This is a genomic window from Microbacterium sp. NPDC019599 (genome assembly GCF_040632175.1).
In the GTDB taxonomy this organism is placed as follows: Bacteria; Actinomycetota; Actinomycetes; order Actinomycetales; family Microbacteriaceae; genus Microbacterium.
Genome location: NZ_JBEYBL010000012.1, coordinates 100,668 through 118,896, shown reverse-complemented (window position 1 = coordinate 118,896; position 18,229 = coordinate 100,668). Strand labels below are relative to the sequence as shown.

Sequence of the window (18,229 nt, the reverse complement as noted above, 5' to 3'; positions counted from 1 at the left end):
CAGGTCACGGATCCGTTCGATCAGGGATTGTTCTGGTGGAAATCGAGGATGACGCGGTCTCCGGCGTCCGCGGATCCGACGGCGTGCGGGACGACCTCGCCCACCAGCAGCGGGAGGAGCTGGCCATACCGGCTCGCGCCGATGTGCTCGACCTCGACCATCCGGTTGCGAGCGATCTCGAGGGTGTCGTGCAGGGTCGCTGCGAAGTCGATGAGCGTCCACGGCTGGTCGAGCACGGGAGGCACCGCGACGAGGACGACCTGGGGTGCGGTGGCATCGGGCTGGTCGTAGTGCACGGCCACGCCGGTGACCTCCTCGCGATACGGGATCGATTCGCTCCACTGGTCGACCAGGAGCGCCGTTCCGGTCGCCCCCGCAGCGGGGAGCATGCTCACCCCGTAGATCGCGAGACTCACCTTGCCGGTCATCCCGGTCGGGTCGGTCACCGGCCCGCCCAGCCACGGCGTGTCGTCCGGGGGGAGCTGCGCGATGGACGCCGACAGCGGGCGCCCTCCCATCACCTCCGTCAGCAGCTGCACGTCTGCGAGGTCGGCGGCGCCCGGCCGCACGGCGGCGGCGCCCTCGAGCCACGCGTCGATCTCCGCTGCGTCGACGAGGTCTGCGTCGAGCGCCGTCTGGAGATCGGTTCGCACCGGGTCGAGTCCGACGCGCGGCGCGAGCACGATGTCGTCGCCCAGGAGGTCCTTCGCCGCCTGGGTCCATGCGCCGGCCGGTTTCGGGTCGGATGCCGCGGCCAATGTCGCCGCAGCGGCGCGGCAGCGCTCGGCCAGGTCGAGGAAGGCGACCTCGGTCGACTGCAGCAGCTCCGTGCTCACCTGGATCCGGGAGAGGAATCGACGCGGAAGCCCGACCCGGATCCCGTATGCCTGGGCAGCCTTCGCCGCAGTCCGCCATGCCTCGCGACCCGACCAGAACCCGTCCAGACGGGCGAGCCGGGCGGTCACGTCAGCGGAGCTGCCTGACGTGAAATCGAGGGTCGGGAGCCACGCGCTCGGGTGCTCGGCCGCCGGATCGGCCGGGACGCGGGCGCGAATGCCGCCCAGCCATACCGCGGGAACCTCGTCGAGCACGGAGGCGTCGATTGCGTCATCCTCAGCGAGCACGCGGGCGAGCGCCACGGCGTCCTCGCGGGCCGTGTCGAGCAGCCGCTGCACACGCGTCTCGAGGTCGGCGGCGTCGATCCCGTCCCCCGCGGTCGCGGTGGACTCCGGTGCGGCGTAGTCCGACGCGACAGCGGGCTTCGCCGTGCCGAGGAGGTCGGCGACCGCCTCCAGCAGCGGTGCGACATCCGTGATGCTTCGGATGCCGGGACCCCACGCCGCGGCGCGCAGCGACTCGATCCGCCAGGTGTCGGTCGACGTCGTCTGCGGTCCGTCGCTCGTCGGAACCCCCGGCTGATCCGGGGGCAGATCGGTCGGCTGGAGCTCGTCGAGCACGCGCGCCGTCAGCGCACCGACGGCCGAGTCGAAGCCGTTCGCGAGGAGGGCCACGAGATCGAGCGGCTGCAGGCCGAGGCCGGCGATCGACACCTCCGGGAGCGCCGCACCGGTGGGCAGCTGCTCGGAAGCCAGACGGATGCGGATCGCCGCGGGATCCCCGATCAGGGCGCCGAGCCAGTGGTTGACCGCGGGCTCGAGCGCCGCCCGCGGAGTGACCGGGATCGCCTCCCAGCCGGCGGGTGCCGTCACGGGCTCGGCGGGCACAGGCGGCAGCTGCAGGATGAGCCGGTGACTGACCGGCAGACCGGTGCGCGGCGTGTCCGTGATCTCGGGATGGGGTATCGCCTTGCCCTCCGCCAGGGCGGCGAGCACCGCGGCGGCTCGCGCGTGGTTCCCGCGCACGAGCTGGTGGACGGTCTCGCTCGTCGTGAGGTCGCCGAGTGCGTCGAGAGCATCGGCGATCGAGTCGATTCCACGGAGCACGCCGTCCAGCTTCGCGATATCGAGGCGATCGGGGAGGGCTCCCTCGGGAAGGCCCCAGGGATGCGCCGACTTGTGGGCCTGGAGGGTGTCGAACAGAGTTCCCTCGGCATCCGGATCGTGCTCCTCCACCCAGTCCAGCACTGCGCGGACGAGGGCCAGACCGTCGACGACGTATCGCGTCGGCTCGGCGACGGCGGCGACGGACGGGTCGACGGCGGCGACGGTGGGGAATGCCTCGCGCAACGGGAAGATCGTCGAGTCCAGTTCGACGACGGTCGGCGTATCGGTGCGGGCGTAGTACTCGTGGAGGAAGCGCTCGAGCCTGTAGCCCAGCAGGGCGCCCAGGTCGTTGCCCGCCCGCACGCCGTCGATGAGGCCGAGGGCGGTGCGGACCCGACTCGAGGAGAGATTCACCGACATCTCATTGCCGAAGGAGCCCTCCGTCGTCTGCGACGTGAAGGCGGCGCGGAGGATCGCCGCCGTGACCGCGTGCGTCGGTGACGGCGTCTGGATGAACCCTTCACCGGACGCATCGGTCATGAGGGTGCGTCCGGGAAGACCCGCGAGCGCGGGTGGCACGCCCGTGGCCGCCGGAGCGGCCGCGGCGGGTCTGACGTTCTCGACCCAGCCATACGCACCGACTTGCGCACCGCGTCGGCGGCGGTCCCGCATCGTCCGGAGCCGTCGCTCCGCGAGCCCCCCGATCCACGCGTCGAGCCGATAGCTGCACAGGTCGAGGTGCTCTCGGACGAGCGTCGTCATCCGCTCGGACGGCATTCCTGCGAACGCCGTCACGGCGCCCCGGTGCTCGACGACCTGCGCGGGGCGGGGCGATGCGAGGACGTCGGCCATGAGACGCCCGTTCAGGTCGGCCGGCACCGCGCTCGTGCCGGAAAGGGCGGCCAGGTCGTCGACCCGGGCGAACAGCAGCCCCCATGCGGAAGTCTGAGAGGGGGTCCCGTCGGACCAGGTCTGGAAGAGGCTCGATGTCCCGAGGTTCGCAAGCGACTCCTCCGTCATCACGTTTCGCGCGACGAGGAGGTCGGCGGCCGCGCGCCGGGCCTCCGCCAGGAGCGCATGGCGGACCAGCATCTCGGCGAGCCCGACGTTGGAGAGTTCGTCGTTCTCGGTCCGTGCACGGAGGTCGGCGAGACTGAGGCCGAGCAGGGTCAGGATCCACGATCCCGTGCCCTGAGTCGGGCCCGCGGGTGCGACCGACACGACGCCTTCGAGCGGCCACACGCCGTTGAGCAGGCGGAGGCCGTACGCGCGCGACGTCGAGAGCCGTTCGAGCACGTCCTCCCAGTCCTCCGAGACGACGCCGTCCAGCCGAGTGTCCGATCCCGCCGGAATCGCGAACGCCGTGCGCAGCACGTCCTGGAGGTGCTCCAGGAGCGCAAACGGCCCGAAGTCGGCCGCGGCGGTCGCCGCTGCGCCGTTCTCCGGCGGTATTCCGAAGCTCAGTCCGAGCTGCGGCTCGCCGCGGACGCCCGTCCGGTCGGCGACGTTCACCGAGAATCGATAACTCGACCCGACAGACGACGATTCCAGGCCGAGCATCGCGAGGAAGTGCTGCTGAGCGTTGAAGCCCTCGGCGCCGATCTCGTCGCTGTAGGCGTGCTTCACCGAGGGACCGCCCGATTCGCCCCTGCGGATCGCCGTCCAGTCGGCGTGCAGCTGCCGGAACAGCCCGAGGACGGTGTCGTCGAACCGCTGCTGACGAGCCCGCTCGCTCGCAGCGGCGGCCTCGGATCCGGAGTCGCGCAGGTCGGTCCGGAAGCGACTGAGGGCCGTCGCAGGAAGCACGCCGTAGGGCTGATCGTCGACCCGGATCGCAGGTCGCGATCCGCGCGCCGACACGTCGGCGAGCGCGAACGTGCGCAGCCGCTCGCGCGCGTCGCGGGTGATGAGTCCCGAGGTCAGCTCCTCGAGGGCATGACCGATCGTCCCCGGATAGAGAGCACGATTCGCGACCTCGGCGTCGCTCGCGTCGGTGCCGTCAGCGCCCTCGATGTGAGCGAGGACGTCCTCATCGATCCCGAGCGCGGTGGCGAGACGGCTGCCGTCCGACCCGCTCGAGATGAGGGGCGCGCCTCGTTCGATGGGGTACGCGCGGTCGGGATCATCCGTGCTCGAGAACCCCGCCCGGTCGTCTTCGGTGTTGTTCGTCGGCGTCCCGATCGGGAGGATCGACAGCCCGTCGCCGGTGTAGTGGTGCGCATCGAGCAGTGCGGTGAGCCGCGTGTCGCCGTCGTCCGCATCGCCGCCGGAGAGTCCGACCACGAGCAGTTCGTCGAACCCCTCCTCGGCTTCCTGCGCCGTGATCGTCAGCCGCAACGCCATGCCCTTGTCGACTGCGTCGTCGAAGTCCGTCATCCAGCGGATCGAGTCGGGCACGACCAGGAGACCGTCATCATCGAGGCTGAACGTGTCGCCCTTCGGGTCGACGCCGAGCTTGAGGTCCTGGGGTATCGGCCGTCCCGCCGTCACCTTCCCCGCCGTTCCTGCCCTGACCGTGAAGACGGCGAACCGGTCGGGGAGCACAGTCGACGACGCCGCGCGGGTCCACGTGCCCGCGCGTGTGCCGATCTCGGGAGCGGTCGGCTCGGGCGGGGCTTCGACCGGGATCTTCGAGACGCCTCTCGCGAGCTCGTGGAGCGACCGCGGCCACTCGCGGGGGACGTTGCCGAATACGCGGGCGAGGGCCTCCACGGTCGCGGACTGCGTCTCCAGCCGTGGAGCGAGGGTCGTGATGGCGCGCGCGGGCAGGGCGTCCGCGGCCTCGACCGCCGACCGCACCTGCTCGATGGCCTTGGCCACCGCGTTGATCTGTCGGTCGGTCAGCGTGCGGGCGGGGAGGGGCGGACGAAGACGGATGGGCCGTTCCCCGGGAGGAGTGCGCCCGGGCTCGAGTTCGGCGAGGCGCTTCTCGAGGACGGTGATTGCGTCGCCGATGCGAACGGCGGCGTCTGCGCCCGGTGTCGGCCCGGCCTCGTCGGGCTCGACGGGAGCCGTGACGCGCGCGATCCATGCCGCGCGGCGCGTGCTGCGACCGACGCAGAGCGCCCGCCATGCTCCCTTGCGCAGCTCCTCCGCCGCCCCTGCCGCGGCGGTCTCCGTCCAGAAGGCCGACCCCGCCGTCTTCTCAGCCTCGGTGAGGCCGTCTTCGTGGCTGTCGACGGCGAGAGCTTCGGGATAGATCCGCACGAGAAGCTGATGTACGGTCTTCGTCTGTTCGGTCAGGGCGAACACCGTGGTCGCGAGTCGGTCGGGCACGCGGATGTCGAGGTCCGGGCGGTCGCTCGGCGTGGTCTCGATCTCCGCCCGCAGCCGGGGGGCGCCGGGGCGTGCGGCGACCGCGTCGATCCTCGCGAGGAGTTCCGCCTTGAGGGACCCGGGCAGCACGGCGATGCCGGCCGCGGCCGAGATAAGGTCGGCCCCGATCGCGCCGGACCGCGCCGACAGCCCCGCGACGATCGTCTCCGCGGCTTCTGCGGCGGCGATCAGCTCGGCGCGGTCGAGCTGCACGATCCGTTCGGCGCCCAGGGCCTGCGCGCTTGTGCCGTCGTCGAGGATGATCCGGTGCTTCGGGCTCCGCGTCGTCGTGGGATCCGGCCCAGGCCGCCCGGCGTCGACCGGCAGGGCTTCGCGCCGACGCGGGAGATCCGGACGCAGCTCGCGGCCGCGCGGGGTGAGTCCTCGCTCACGGGCTGCCTGGGCCCCTGTTCGCAGTCCGAGCTCCGCGATCAGCCGGAGCGCCGGTCGCACTCGGCGATCGATCAGCGTGAGGAGCGCGTCGATCGCGGCCGCGTGCGCGTCGAACTGCCCGAGATACTTCTCGCGCTGGTAGTCGGACCTCAGACCGGAGAGCGCCGCCCGCGCAGTCCCGAGCCCTTCCCGCACGGCCGGCACGAGCGCGGCGAGTCGGCGCTGCTGCTCCGGTGTGGCAGACGTGATCGGCTGGTCGAGGGACGACCGCGTCCCCGCCAGAGCTTCGCCGAGAGCGGCGAGATCCGATTCGATCGCCTCGTAGAGCGGCTGCTCCTCCTGCAGCTTGACTTCAGCCTTCTGCTTGACGTTGCCCAGGAGGACCGTGTGGTACTCCCGACCGCTCAGTCGCCGCAGGAGCGCATCGATCCGTGCGAGCAGGTCGAGCAGGCCGACCACGTGATCGGTGGGATCGGACACCTCGACGGTCGTGAACCGCGTCTCGATCCTCACCGGGATCAGAACCGCCGGCACCGCGGTGTCGAAGGCCGACGCGACGGACTCGAGTGCCGTGACGGCGGCGTCGGCGGCAGGATCGCGGGTCAGTGTCGACCAGTCGACGGTGTTGGCGGTCATCGCGGATGTCTCGCGTTTCGCATCAGTCGATCGGGAGCATGTCGGTGGCGTGCCGAGCGAGCCACACCGGGTTCTGACAGAGGATCGAAGCCATGTGCGCAGAGGTCAGGCCCCACGGGGTGAGGTCGGGGGTCGTCGGCGTCAGGCCGGCGTTCTCGGTGACGAGCACTTGCGCCGGGAGGGCCGCTGCATCCGCGTGCAGATGCTTCCAGTTCAGGGCGTTCCAGTCGGGGAGCTCGGGCTGCTCGGTCGTGGGATCCTCGTCGAGATCGAGTCCGAAGCGCAGCTGCCCGGGTCGCTCCATGAAGCAGAAGAAGTAGCCCGCGTCGTCCGGACCCTCGCCGGCTGCGTCTTCGGCCGTCAGTTCGAAGCCGAAGAGCGAGATGTCGGGGTCGAGCTTTCCATGGATGACCGGATACTTGACGACACCGTCCTTCCGAAGCGTGCGCTTGCGGCTCGACCCGGTGCCCGAGTATTCGCCTTCCTGCGCGAAGACGACGGTGTCGGGGAACTTGACGAGCAGCTCGGCTCGGACCACCAGCACGAGCAGGCCCGAGAGCTGCGGGGAGTTCGCCCCGAGGTCGTGCTCCCACTCATGGATCTTGGGGATGTCGGGCGGCCGGTCGGTGCCGGCATCCGCCGCGTCGAAGAACCGCGCGAAGTAGGTGCCGCGCTGGTCGGTCGGGAACTCGTTCCACAGGAGCTCTCGGGCGAACTCGGTGCTGACTCCGGCGAGCATCGATTCGATGAAGCGCGCATTCGGCACCATGAGGGCGATCGACTCTTCGGGGAGGTTCGCGATGTTGGGGATGATGTAGTCCTGTCCCAGCTGCCGCAGAGGCTCGAAGAGCGGATCGTCGAACTCCGGATGGGCCATCGCCGGGCTGAGCCTGCGGGTTTCGTCGAATCCGGCCCGGAGATCGCCGACTCCGCCGATCACCGTGGCGACCTTCGCCAGCAGGGCCACGCGCGGTCGAAGCTGCGCGAGGACCTGATCCGCGAGCCCTGCGGGGGCGGTGAGGGCGATCGGGGGTTCCGGCAGCAGCCGGGACGAGGCGAAGGTCGTGAAGCTCGACATGGCGACGGCGAAGTCGGCCGCCATGTGCAGACCTGCACTCGGAGCGACGGTCGCACGTTCCGAGCCCTCCGGTGCGATCACCGTTCCGAGATGGCTCTTGCCGTCGATCGTGGTCCCGTAGTACTCGGCGAAGGTCGGCGCGTCGATCTCGAGCACCGTCGGGTCGTCACCCGTGCCGACGATGAGGCTCTTCAGTCGACTGACGGCGACGCCGTCCACGTCGTGCGCGAGAAGATCCTCGACCTCCGCGCGCAGCGCGTGATTCGCAGCCTCGCTCTCGGGGTACACCTCGTCCAGGCGAGCACCGAGCGCCGCGCCGAGGGCCTCGAGTGCGGTGGCCGTCGTCGCTGAGGAGAGGGTACCCGCGCCTCGTCGGGCTTCGACCTCCTCACCTACCAGTACGGGGAAGACGTCTCTGCCTCGCGGGAGCTGCGCGGCGACCGCGTCGACGGCCGACTGCACGTCGCTCTGGTCGACGGCGAGCGCGGGATCCGGGGCGGGGGGCGCGGTGGATACTGCGCTGCCGGGCTCGTCGTTGAGTCGCGTGATCAAGTGCGCGGTGAGGCCCGTCTGATCCAGAACGAGGGACTTCTTCAACGGCGTCGCGGGTCGCAGCAGCGGGCTCGCCGGCCGCGTGATGCGGCGGAAGGCAGGCGCCTGCGCCGCGGCGGGCACGCGGCTCGCGTCCACCTCGCCCCGGATCGTGATGTCTCCGGTCGCGCGGGCGCGCAGCGCGGCCTGAGCGCCGGCCGTCAGGCCCAGGAGGCGGTCGACGCTCGAGTGCGCGACGTGCTTCGCGAAGACGCGCTCGTCGGCGGTCAGCGCGAGTTCGGCTTCGCGAAGCCGCTGGTTCACTGCGTTGAGCTCCTCGACCTGCGCCCAGGCACGTTCCATGTACTCCTCGTCGCGCTGGCGCACGATCTCCGCGCCCAGACCCGCCGCCGCCCGGTTGCGCGGGTCGAGATTGAGCTCGGCCACCCACCGGGTCGCACCCGTCGCGTCCGCGACCTTGCGCAGTCCGGCGTGCTTGCGCGCGTACGCCGGCGGAGTGACGATCGGGTCTTCGTCGTCCTCGATCCCCGTGACGCGGAAGTCGACCGCGAGGTCGATGACCTCCTCCACCTGGTCGGCCACGTCCGTCCCCGGCGACGACGGGTATTCGACCCGGCTGTCGAAGTCGACGGGCGCCAGGGCTCCTTCGAACGCGACCGTCGTGCCTTCGTCCACCTCGAGGCCCGCTCCGGGATCGGAGATGTCGAGCTCGCGCGTGCCGAAGCCCTCCGCTTCGATCCGGAACGCCTTCGGCCGTCGCGCGAGCACTTCGAAGTCGGCGAGTTCGCCGGTGCGGAAGCTCCAGTCGTGCAGCACGGGGAAGCGGCGCGGCTGACCTTGGCCCCACGAGGGCTGTTGCGCCGGGACCCCGACCGACGGGAAGGGCTCGCGCAGGCCGGCGAGCCGGCCGGTCTCCATCGCCGGTACGACGAAGGCGTGATATCCCGTGTGCAGATCCAGACGCCGCGGCGACAGGAGCCGCGACAGCGCGAGGTTCGGCGCCGCGTCCACATGAGCATTGAGCAGGTCGCCGGGGTCTCCCAGACCCAGGTCGCCCTGGGTCTGGACATGGGCCCATGCCCACGTCTCGGTGACGGGTGGCAGCGGCGCAGTGACGGCGACGGTCAGGATCGCCAGCTCACCGGGGACGCGGGTCAGCGTGTACTCGCCGTCGGCGAGGACGAACAGCGCGATCCACGGGCGGAGCTTGTGAGCCGTCGTCGCGTGGGCGGGCGTGTACCGCCACGGGAACTCCTCGTCGTAGAACTCCACGTACGCCAGCTCACCCGGGGTCGCGTTCACGCTGCCGGGCACCGGCATCGACCGCAGCACGGCGTCGGGAGTGAAGCCCTTGATGTCTCCGGGGCCGACGAGCGACACCTCCTGCGTCACCGTGACAGGCGCGAGCGGCGGCGCTCCGGGGACGGGCATCGAGCTCACCGCGACCGACGCCGTCATCGTGGCGCGATCCTTCGGGCCTTCGGCCGGGTTCGCACCGAGGTGATCAGGCTGATCGATGCGAACGGCGATCCCGCGTCGGGACCACGGCAGGAACGTGTACTCAGGCAGCTCAGCCAATCTGCACTCCCGGAACGATCTGGAAGCGGCGCCCGTCCGACGGGAGCGCCGCCATCAGCTGCTCCGCGTCGGTGCGCGACAGGAGCACGGCGTCGTCGGCCGGCTGGCCGTTCGTCGCGAGCGGGACGAGCACGTCCTTGGTGGTGACGGCGTACAGCGGCTCGCCGACGACCGCGGAGCGCACCTTGCCGCGTTCGGCGAGCTTCGCCTGCGCGCGTGCGGCTGCCGACGCGCCGATCGCGCCGCCGGAGACGAGCGCCGAGAAGTCCAGCGGAGGAGTCCCGGCGACGCGCTCGGGCATCGGCGCGTCCGGATCGGGATCGTCGATGACGATCATCTCGTAGCTCTGCGCGTGGTGGAGCGCGAAGTCGGCCTCGAGCGTCCTCCCGGCCGTCGCCTGGATGCCGTTGGGGCGGTCTTCGAAGGCGGGCGCCTTCAGGAGGTCGGGGCTGGTTCCCGATGACCCGGCGAAGGTCGACGGTGAGAACGGTGCCGTGACATCGTCGAACGGGGCATCGAACGGGGGGTTCAGCGGGTCGTCCAGGCGGCCGAAGAAGAGATCCGTGATCTCGACCCGCTTGACGTCGCTGGGGGGCGTCTTGCCGACGAGCCCGATGTCGGTCTCCAGCGGGATGAGATTCTGCCGGGCCGACAGCATCCCTCCGGCATCCACGACGAGCTTGCCGCTGGGCAGCGGGAGCAGCGTCACCCCCGCGGATGCCGACGCCGAGAGCGCGGCGGTCCAGTTCAGGGGATCGCGGAACTGGTCGAGCACCTTCCCGAGCACCGGCTCGGCGGGGATGAGGGTCTCGTGGGCTTCCCCGAACGTCGCCTCGACTTCGATGCTGACCGTGAAGAACAGGATCTTGAAGCTCGCCTTGCCGTGGGCGTACCAGGGCGTCGGTCCGCGCAGCACGAGGTCGAGGCTGATCGAGCAGATGTCGGCGCCGCCGGCGGTCACCGCGAGCTTGCCCCACATGTGCGCGTCGATGAGGAAGGGGACGAACTGCACGAGCACGTCGAACCCGAAGTCCCCGCTGATCGAGAAGCCGTCGACGCCGGCGAAGAACTCGAGCCGCGCTCCGAACTGGATCGTGTTGCTCGTCACGGCGAAATAGAGCGACAGTGTCAGACGCGGGTTGTCCTTCAGCAGCGACAAGCTGAGACGGCGCATCGCGGGCAGCTTGAGGTGGGATGCGGGCGTGTAGCTCGGGTGGAATCCTCCTACCGAGACGACGAGGTCGGGCTTGGCCCCCCAGCAGAGCCTGATCGCGATATCGCCTTCGAGGCTCAGCTTGAAGTCGGCGTAGCCGATGAACGAGTCGTAGATCGCCGCATCGAAGTAGAGGAGGGATGCCGCGACGTCGATGCCGCCGATGAAGGCGACCTTGAGATCGACCACCGCTTCGTCGGGTGTGGGGAGTGCGAGCCGCAGAACGCCCAGGAGAGCGACGTTCGGCTGCGGGGCGATCTCGAGGATGATTCCGACCTTGAGCGTCACGAGCGCCGGGTTCATCCACTGGATCATCGCCATGGGCGCGATCAGGAAGTGCCCCTCCTGGGCGGGGAACGACTCTTCGAGATCGCGGACGATGACGTCGATGCGGTTGATGATGTCGGTGGGGAAGAGGATCGAATCGGCCGTGCCGGTGCGCAGGCCGTCTCTGATCCGGTCGACGTCCATGCCGCGGTTGAGGCCGAGGAGACCCCCCGCACCGGAGAAGAAGAATCCGTACCCGAGCGGGATCGGCACGGGCAGCGTCACCGTGATGAGCATGAGAAGCGAGAACCCGGGCGACCCGTCGGGGTTCTTCGTCGTGATGATGCCGATCGCGGTCAGAGCGAACTTCTGGAGCACGGCGATCTCGAGCGCGCCGACGTACCGGCCGCGAGGCTCGTCGACGAGGAGGAACCCGCCCAGCCGGATGGTCGAGGCATCCAGCGAGAATCCGAAGCCGTCCGGCGGCTTGAACGAGAGCACGGCGCCCGAGTCGGTGATCGTGACCCGCAGCCCCACGCGGTCCACGACGACGGCGATGGGCCCGAGCTCGGCGTTCCCCGAGAGCGCGGCGACGATGTCGGTCCGGTCGCCGAAGACGGCGGCGAGGTACAGCTCGCGCAGGAAGATCACGTCGAGGATGTTGAGGTTGAGCGGGAACGTCAGCTCGATGCCGTTGTCGAGATCCCCGGGCCCTCCGTGCACCTCGAGGCGCCCGTCGCGATAGGCGATCGCGGTGGTGAAGCCGCCGGAGAGCTCCTGTGGGATGAGCTTCGCGACGAAGAAGTCGCCGTCTCCTCCGTTGACCCGGATCGCGGTGTCGATGAGCTCGATCGCTCCGCCGAGGCTGTCGACCTCGAACCGGGCACTCCCGGTCGCGGCATCCCAGAAGGAGAACTCCCCGAAGAACAGCGCGCTCACACCGCCGAGCTGCACGACGTCGTCCTCGTCGCCGAACAGCGGGGTGTCCTCGTCTGCGCCCGCGATGCGCAGTCCGACGCCGACGACGTCGAGACCGGGCGCCGGCGCGACCGGCAGGGCGGGGTCGGCCGACGGTCCGACGACCCACGCGGTGACCCCCGCGGCGTCTCCGATCCAGTCATGGTCGCCGAAGAGCAGCGTCACCGAGACGTCGCCCGCGAAGCGCATCGAGCCCTTCAGTCTGATGCCGAGCCTGCCGGCGTCTTCGGCGAAGCCGAGCTTGAGGTCGTCGCTGACGTCGATCTCGATCCCGCCGAGTGCGGTCTTGAGCGCACCGAGCCCGATCACCGGCGGCTCAGGGAAGACGGCGACGATCTGGAGCGCCCCGTCGGCGCTCGTGACGAGCCCGGCCCCGTTCAGGATCTCCTGCGCGTTCGGCCCGCCCGCCCACAGGTCGGTGCGCAACAGCGACTCGACCTGCGGGATCACGAAGCGAGTGGTCAGCGGGAGCAGCCAGGATCCCGCGAGTCGCAATCCGCCTTCAGGCGTGAGGGTGAGGGCGGGTGCCGGCACGAGGACGACTTCGACTTCGCTCGCGGCCGCCGGCCCCAGCGGAAGGATGCGGAACCCGAGCCGGTCGCCGGCGAGGGTGAACTCGACTTCGGGCGCGAACCACTCGAGCGGCTCGCCGACGTCGACCTTCGCGCGGACAAGGCCCTCGAACTCTTCGAGATAGCCGATGCGCACCTCGGTGATCGTGACAGGTCCGGTGTCCAGCCCCGTGACGGTGACGAGCACTTGGGGATGCCCCGACGCCGACCAGCCGAGCTCGGCGCCCAGTTCGCACCCGTCGAAGAGGTCCATCTCCCACCGCAGGCGGTTCTGCACCCGTTCGATCCGATGCCCGGCGGGCAGCTCGATCGCCCCGGGGTTCGCCCCGCTGCCGAAGAGACCCTGGACAAGGCCGATGACGAATCCCGGATCGGCGATGTGGGATTCGAGCCACCCGATGTCGAGCATGTTCCGCAGCTGCGCCGCCTGCGCGGCGTCGGTGAACCCGCTCCCGGCCGGGTCGTAGATGCCGAGCGCTTCGGCGATCTCGAGTGCGACATCGAGGATCGGATGCGGTGGCGTGAGCGCATCGACGATCTCCTGCAGCACTTTCGGGACGAGCGCGGTGACGGCGGTGCCGAGCAGCTCGCCGAGGCCCGTGACGGTCGGCAGGAGCTGGATCGGAGCGACATTGTCGGGGGTCACGACGAGCCGGACGCCTGTCGAGTCGACGCCGAAGGCGATCGTGAGGTCGCCCCACTCACCGGGCAGCGTCAGGTCGAGCGTGATCGTGCCGGTCGGGGCCGCGCGCACGTCCCTGGGAAGCGGGCCCGTCGTCGTCAGGTCGACGCCGAGCGCCACGGTCGCGCTCACGGTGTCGGAGTCGTCGCCGAACGTGCCCTCGAGCTGCGCATGCAGCGGCGCGCTTCCGGATGCCGTCAGGAGGAAGCCGCCCGGAAGGCCCAGTCCGTCGGCGGCGTCGAGGCCGAGCGCACCGGCGATCGTGCGCAGCAGGTCGTTGATCCTCGCCCCGTCGAGGAGACCCTCCGGCGTGCCGAGGGCGGCAGGGCTGCGCAGCCATCCGACGGGGTCGCGGATGAGGGCGCTGACCGGAAGCACGGCTCCGGCTCCCGACGTGAGATCGCCGAGAACGGCGCTCACGACAGCGGACACGGCGAGGTCGGGGACCAGCTCGAGCAGCCGTGCCCGCAGGCCGACGGCGTCGAACGGCCGCAGCGCGATCGGCGCGGTGAGCCACTGCGGCGCCGACACGGTGATCGAGGTGTCGGCCGCGCGGCGCAGCGTCACCGGCCCGCTGATGAGCGAGACATCGAGCGTGGATGCCAACGTGCGGGTGTCGAAGTCGAGGCGACCGCCGATCCGGAACGGTCCGGCCAGCGCGATGTCCTGGGTGGTCTCCAGCCGTACGACCATGGTCACGTCGTCGAGGGTCACCCGCAGGGGCAGCTCGGGCAGGCCGATCGACAGCGCGCCGGGATCGAGGCCGCCCAGATCGGTGCCCGTCGTGTCGGGGTCGCCGAGCATGTCGCGCACGACGGCGAGGAGCGCCGCGCGGCGTTCCGTGAGGATCCGGCTGGGGACGCTCGCGAGATCGGCGAGCCCCTGGATCGATGCCCGAGGTCCCTCGGTCGTCGAGATGACGGCACCTGCGGCTTCCAGGAGCTCGAACGCCACGCGGGCGGCAGAGTTCGTCGCGAGGGCTCCGTCGAGCTCGGCGAGCACGGCGTCGAGGGCGTCTCGAAGCCCGTCCTCGCCGAGGCCGATCGCCTCCATGGCAGGCGTCGGTTCGACCGATGCGTCCAGCAGTCGCACCCAGGGACGGATGCCGAGACCCCCGGTCGCCGACGATGCCGCCGCGCCGGCCGCCGCCGGAGTGATGGTGACCCCCGCCTCGACGGCGCGCACGCGGGCCGTGACCGCTCCGTCGGGGAGAGTGCCGTCGCCGACGAGCCACCCATCGCGCCGGAACGTCGTCGTGCCGAGGCTGAGAGCCGTTGCGGGCCGCGCCGGCTCCGCGGCATCCGGAACCAGACGCACCCGAGCGAGGTCGACGCGCGCGTCTGCCGCGAGGAGGATCGGCTCGTCGCCGCTGCCTGCCTCGGGTTGCGGCGTCGTGAGGCCGAGACGGATCCCGAACGCGACGTGGGTCGGCGGATCCGACGCGGTGAGCGCGGAGACCGTCGATCCGGCGAGGAGGCCCAGAACGTCTCCGCTGAGCTGCGAGCCGATCGCGAATCGGGGGACGACGTCGACGAAGCCGTCCGCGACGCCGGCGAACCAGCTGGGACGCACGGGTCCGCCCAGCGGGCCGGCCGCGCCGTCGAGCAGCGCCCTCAGCCAGGCGACGGTCGCCCCGATCGCGCTGCCTTCGATCGAGGCCGAGACGGAACCCGCGAGCCGCACGGCATCGGAGGCGACCGCGTCGACCAGCGGGGTCAGATCCGAGCCGGCGTGCGGTGTTCCGAGCGTGATGAGCTCGGAGATCCGTTCCGAATCCGCGGCGGCGAGCCTGCGTGCGACGACACCTGCGGTCGAGTGGCCGAGGAGCCGCACCCGTTGACCGGTGAGGGACTGGATGCGCTGCACGACCGTCCGCAGCTGATCGATCTCGCTGACGGACGCGCCCGTGCTGAGGTCGGCGGTGTAGACGCCGGCGACGGACACGATCCGGGTGAGATCGACGTCGGAGGGGTCGGGGACGGCGCGCAGATCGAAGTGACGACCGCTCACCGGCGCCGCCCCGGTGATGGCCTCGATGAGGTCGTCGAAGATCGTGTGGTCCGCGAACGGCGGCGACACGAGGAGCACGGGCCCGCTGCCGCCTGCCAGGCGGGTCACGACTTGGCTGATGACGGCCGGATCCCGGGGCAGCAGGGGATGCGGTGCGCTGACGGTGGCTCCGTGCGTCCAGCCGGCGGGCAGCTGCGACGACAGCGGCACGAGGCCGTCGCCGGCGGTGAGCCAGTCGGCGAGGTCGTCGAATCCCTGGGAAAGCGCGTCGAGGTTCCGGCCGCGCAGGAGGGTCCCGAGCTGGGGCCGGAACGTCGATGCGAACGAGAGCATCTCCGTGAGCTTCGAGCCCTCGCTCACCGCGTCGGCGAGGCGGCCGACTGCGGCGATCCACTCCGCCGGCGGACCCGCGGGGTCGAGCCACACCAGGCCGTCGACCGCGCTCACGCCCTGCGCGGGCTCTCCGGTGGCGCTGACGATCGGGATCGACCACGGGTCTTCGTACGTTCCGTTGCCGGTGATCGACCGAAGCCCCAGGATTGCGTCCCCGTCGAGCGCGAAGCCGGAAGGGAGCAGCCGCCCGATCAGCTGGAGCGCAATGCTGCTGAAGGGGGTGCCGTCCGCCGAGATGGCGGTGAACAGGTGCCGGAGCTGCGCCCGCAGGGCGGAGGCGGGGTCGTCCAGCAGCTGCTCGAACCGACCCGCCCCTGTGAACAGGTCGCCCAGCGCGGGCCAGTCGGCGCTCAGCTCCGGCAGGTCGCGATGGAGCCCGAGGAGGGCGGTGAGCACGTACGCGGACTCGCCGGCCCAGCCTCGCAGCGCCGAGCTGAGGAGCCGGCCGAGCACCTCGATCGCCTCGGAGCCGAGCCCGAGGTCGGGCTCGAGTCCGGGCAGGGAGAAGTCGTACGGGCCGAATGTCTGCCCGTCCGCGGTCACAGTGATGTCGGGGACGGTCACATTCCACGTCGGCTGTTCCCCGGGTCGCCAACTCGCGGTGGCCGTGGTCGGGCCTGCCGCCAACTCGAGCCCCGACAGGTCGAGCGGTCCGTCGGGGGTGACGGTGATCCCGAGCTGCGACCGGCCGACGAGAGACACCGTTCCTGAGCCGGTCTCGGGCAACTCGATCGCGAGCAGTTCGACGAGGAGTCCCCCGTTGAAGACGCCCTGCGACGCGCCGGCCATGAGGCCGAGCCGGAGTCGCTGCATCCCCTCCGGATCGGAATCGACGCGCGCATTCCATGCGGCGAGCGAGAGGCTGGCGGCGCCTGCGGTCGCGATCGGGGTCACCCACGGGTCGCCGGGCAGCCCTGTGCCCGTGACGGCGGGGGTGAGTCCGATCAGGATGGCGACCTGCCTGAGCATGTGCGACCACGTGTGCTCTTCGTCGCCGAGCACGCCACGGTGGAAGTCGGCGAGGGCGATCGTCGGGCCGCGGCCGAGGGTCGCAGCGTCGAGCGTCCTCTCCCAGTCGGGATCGGAATCGGGCTTGCGCAGGCCCAGGAGAGTGAGCAGAGCGCGGGCGACCGGGCTGTCGCCGAACGCGTCCTCGAGCACGCCGAGTGCGGCTTCCGCCACCACTCCGACCACCGCGTCGGCATCGGTCAGATCGACGAGGCCATGCTCGTCGCCGTTGATGACGACGTCGGTGATCGCAAGCCACGGCTGCAGATCGCCGCCGGTCAACCGGAAGCCGGCCCCGACCTGGCCGATCTGCAGATCGGGTGCGTTCGAGACGAGATCGCCAGCCGTGGGGGCGACGAGGCCCACGGTCACTTCGGGGACGAAGGCTGTGACCCGCGCCGGGGCGCCCGGGTCCACCGGAACGCCCGGAAGACCCGGCAACGGAATCCGCAGGACGGTCACGACCGCCGAGAGGGCGACGGGTCCAGCATCCACCCGGATGTCGAGACCGATCTCGAGTTCGCGGGTGTCTGTCGCCTGGAGGACCAGGAACAGATCCACGATGTCGGAGTCGAGGAGCCGGGCTCGGAACGGATCTCCCGGTCGGCCGAGTCCCTCGACGGGCAGGTCGTCGCCGATGAGTCCCGCCAGGTGTGTGGCCCACGCCGTCAGGCTGCCCGGGCTGTCGACGATGTCGATCAGCCAATCGAGCAATGCCTCGGGGCGGTCGAAGAGCTCCTCGATCGGGAGAGGCGGGATGGCGGAGGCGTCGTCGGCGCTGATGCCGAGCAGTGCGAAGAAGTGGTCGGCGAGGCGGGTCAGCTGCTCGTTGCCGCCCGCTTCGGCGACGAGGAGGTCGACGACCTCCTGGAGGAGCAGCCGCAGCGCGCTGATGAGGTCGGCGCCGACGGTCGCCGAGTCGATCTCCAGGTCGACCGGGTCTCCGTCGCCGAGGTTGAAGTCGTCGATCGTGATCCGCACGCCGGCCTGCACGCCGAGGAGGGCGTCATCGTCGAAGTGCACGCTGACGGCGGCGCCGATCCTCGACAGCGGGAAGTCAGCGCCCGTGAACCCGACATCGACCCCCACGAGGATGGGTCCGTCAGCGGTCCCTGCGATGGCCACGACGTCGTTGGCCATCCTCACGAGCGGAATGCGGACGGACCCCTGCACCTGGCCGACGCCTGAGCCCAGTTCGCCCGTGTGCAGAGCCGCCGCGAGACCGATGACGTCGTCTTCGACCGTCAGATAGAGGTTCCCGGCCTCGGTGTCCAGGAGCGGGTGCCACCCGGGAAACGACGGATCGGCGGGGAGCAGATCGTCGAGCAGCCTCAGGAGCGCGGCGCGCTGCGTCGGATTGGACAGCACCCGGCGGATGGCGGCGAGCGGATCGTCGAACCACTCCGCGACGAGCTGCCCGTCGTCGTCGGTGACGCCGATCGCGGTCAGCAGCGACGCGGTCTGCGGGTCAACCCCGATGTCGAGACTCATCACCCGCCTCCGGTCGGAGGGAGATTCGGCAGTTCGCAAAGGATCGCTGGAGCCCGGAGGTGCAAAGGAGGGACCGCGATCGTCAGGTCGGCCTCGCGACGGACGCCGATCACGCGAAAG

Annotated in this window: 3 protein-coding genes; all 3 read right to left on the bottom strand. The window is 70.7% G+C overall.

Annotation, left to right across the window (positions count from 1 at the left end; genetic code table 11):
- Positions 1 to 20: 20 nt before the first annotated feature.
- The 3 genes from ABZ477_RS17680 to ABZ477_RS17670 are packed head-to-tail and all read right to left on the bottom strand — an operon-like array spanning position 21 to position 18,109.
- Positions 21 to 6,287, bottom strand: coding sequence for a hypothetical protein (locus tag ABZ477_RS17680; RefSeq protein WP_360135878.1), 6,267 nt, complete (start codon positions 6,285 to 6,287; stop codon positions 21 to 23).
- 22 nt (positions 6,288 to 6,309) lie between these two features.
- Complete coding sequence (locus tag ABZ477_RS17675) at positions 6,310 to 9,495, bottom strand: hypothetical protein (protein WP_360135876.1); 3,186 nt, start codon at positions 9,493 to 9,495, stop codon at positions 6,310 to 6,312.
- Complete coding sequence (locus tag ABZ477_RS17670) at positions 9,488 to 18,109, bottom strand: DUF6603 domain-containing protein (protein ID WP_360135874.1); 8,622 nt, start codon at positions 18,107 to 18,109, stop codon at positions 9,488 to 9,490. Before ABZ477_RS17670 ends, ABZ477_RS17675 begins: the two co-directional genes overlap by 8 nt.
- Positions 18,110 to 18,229: the final 120 nt, after the last annotated feature.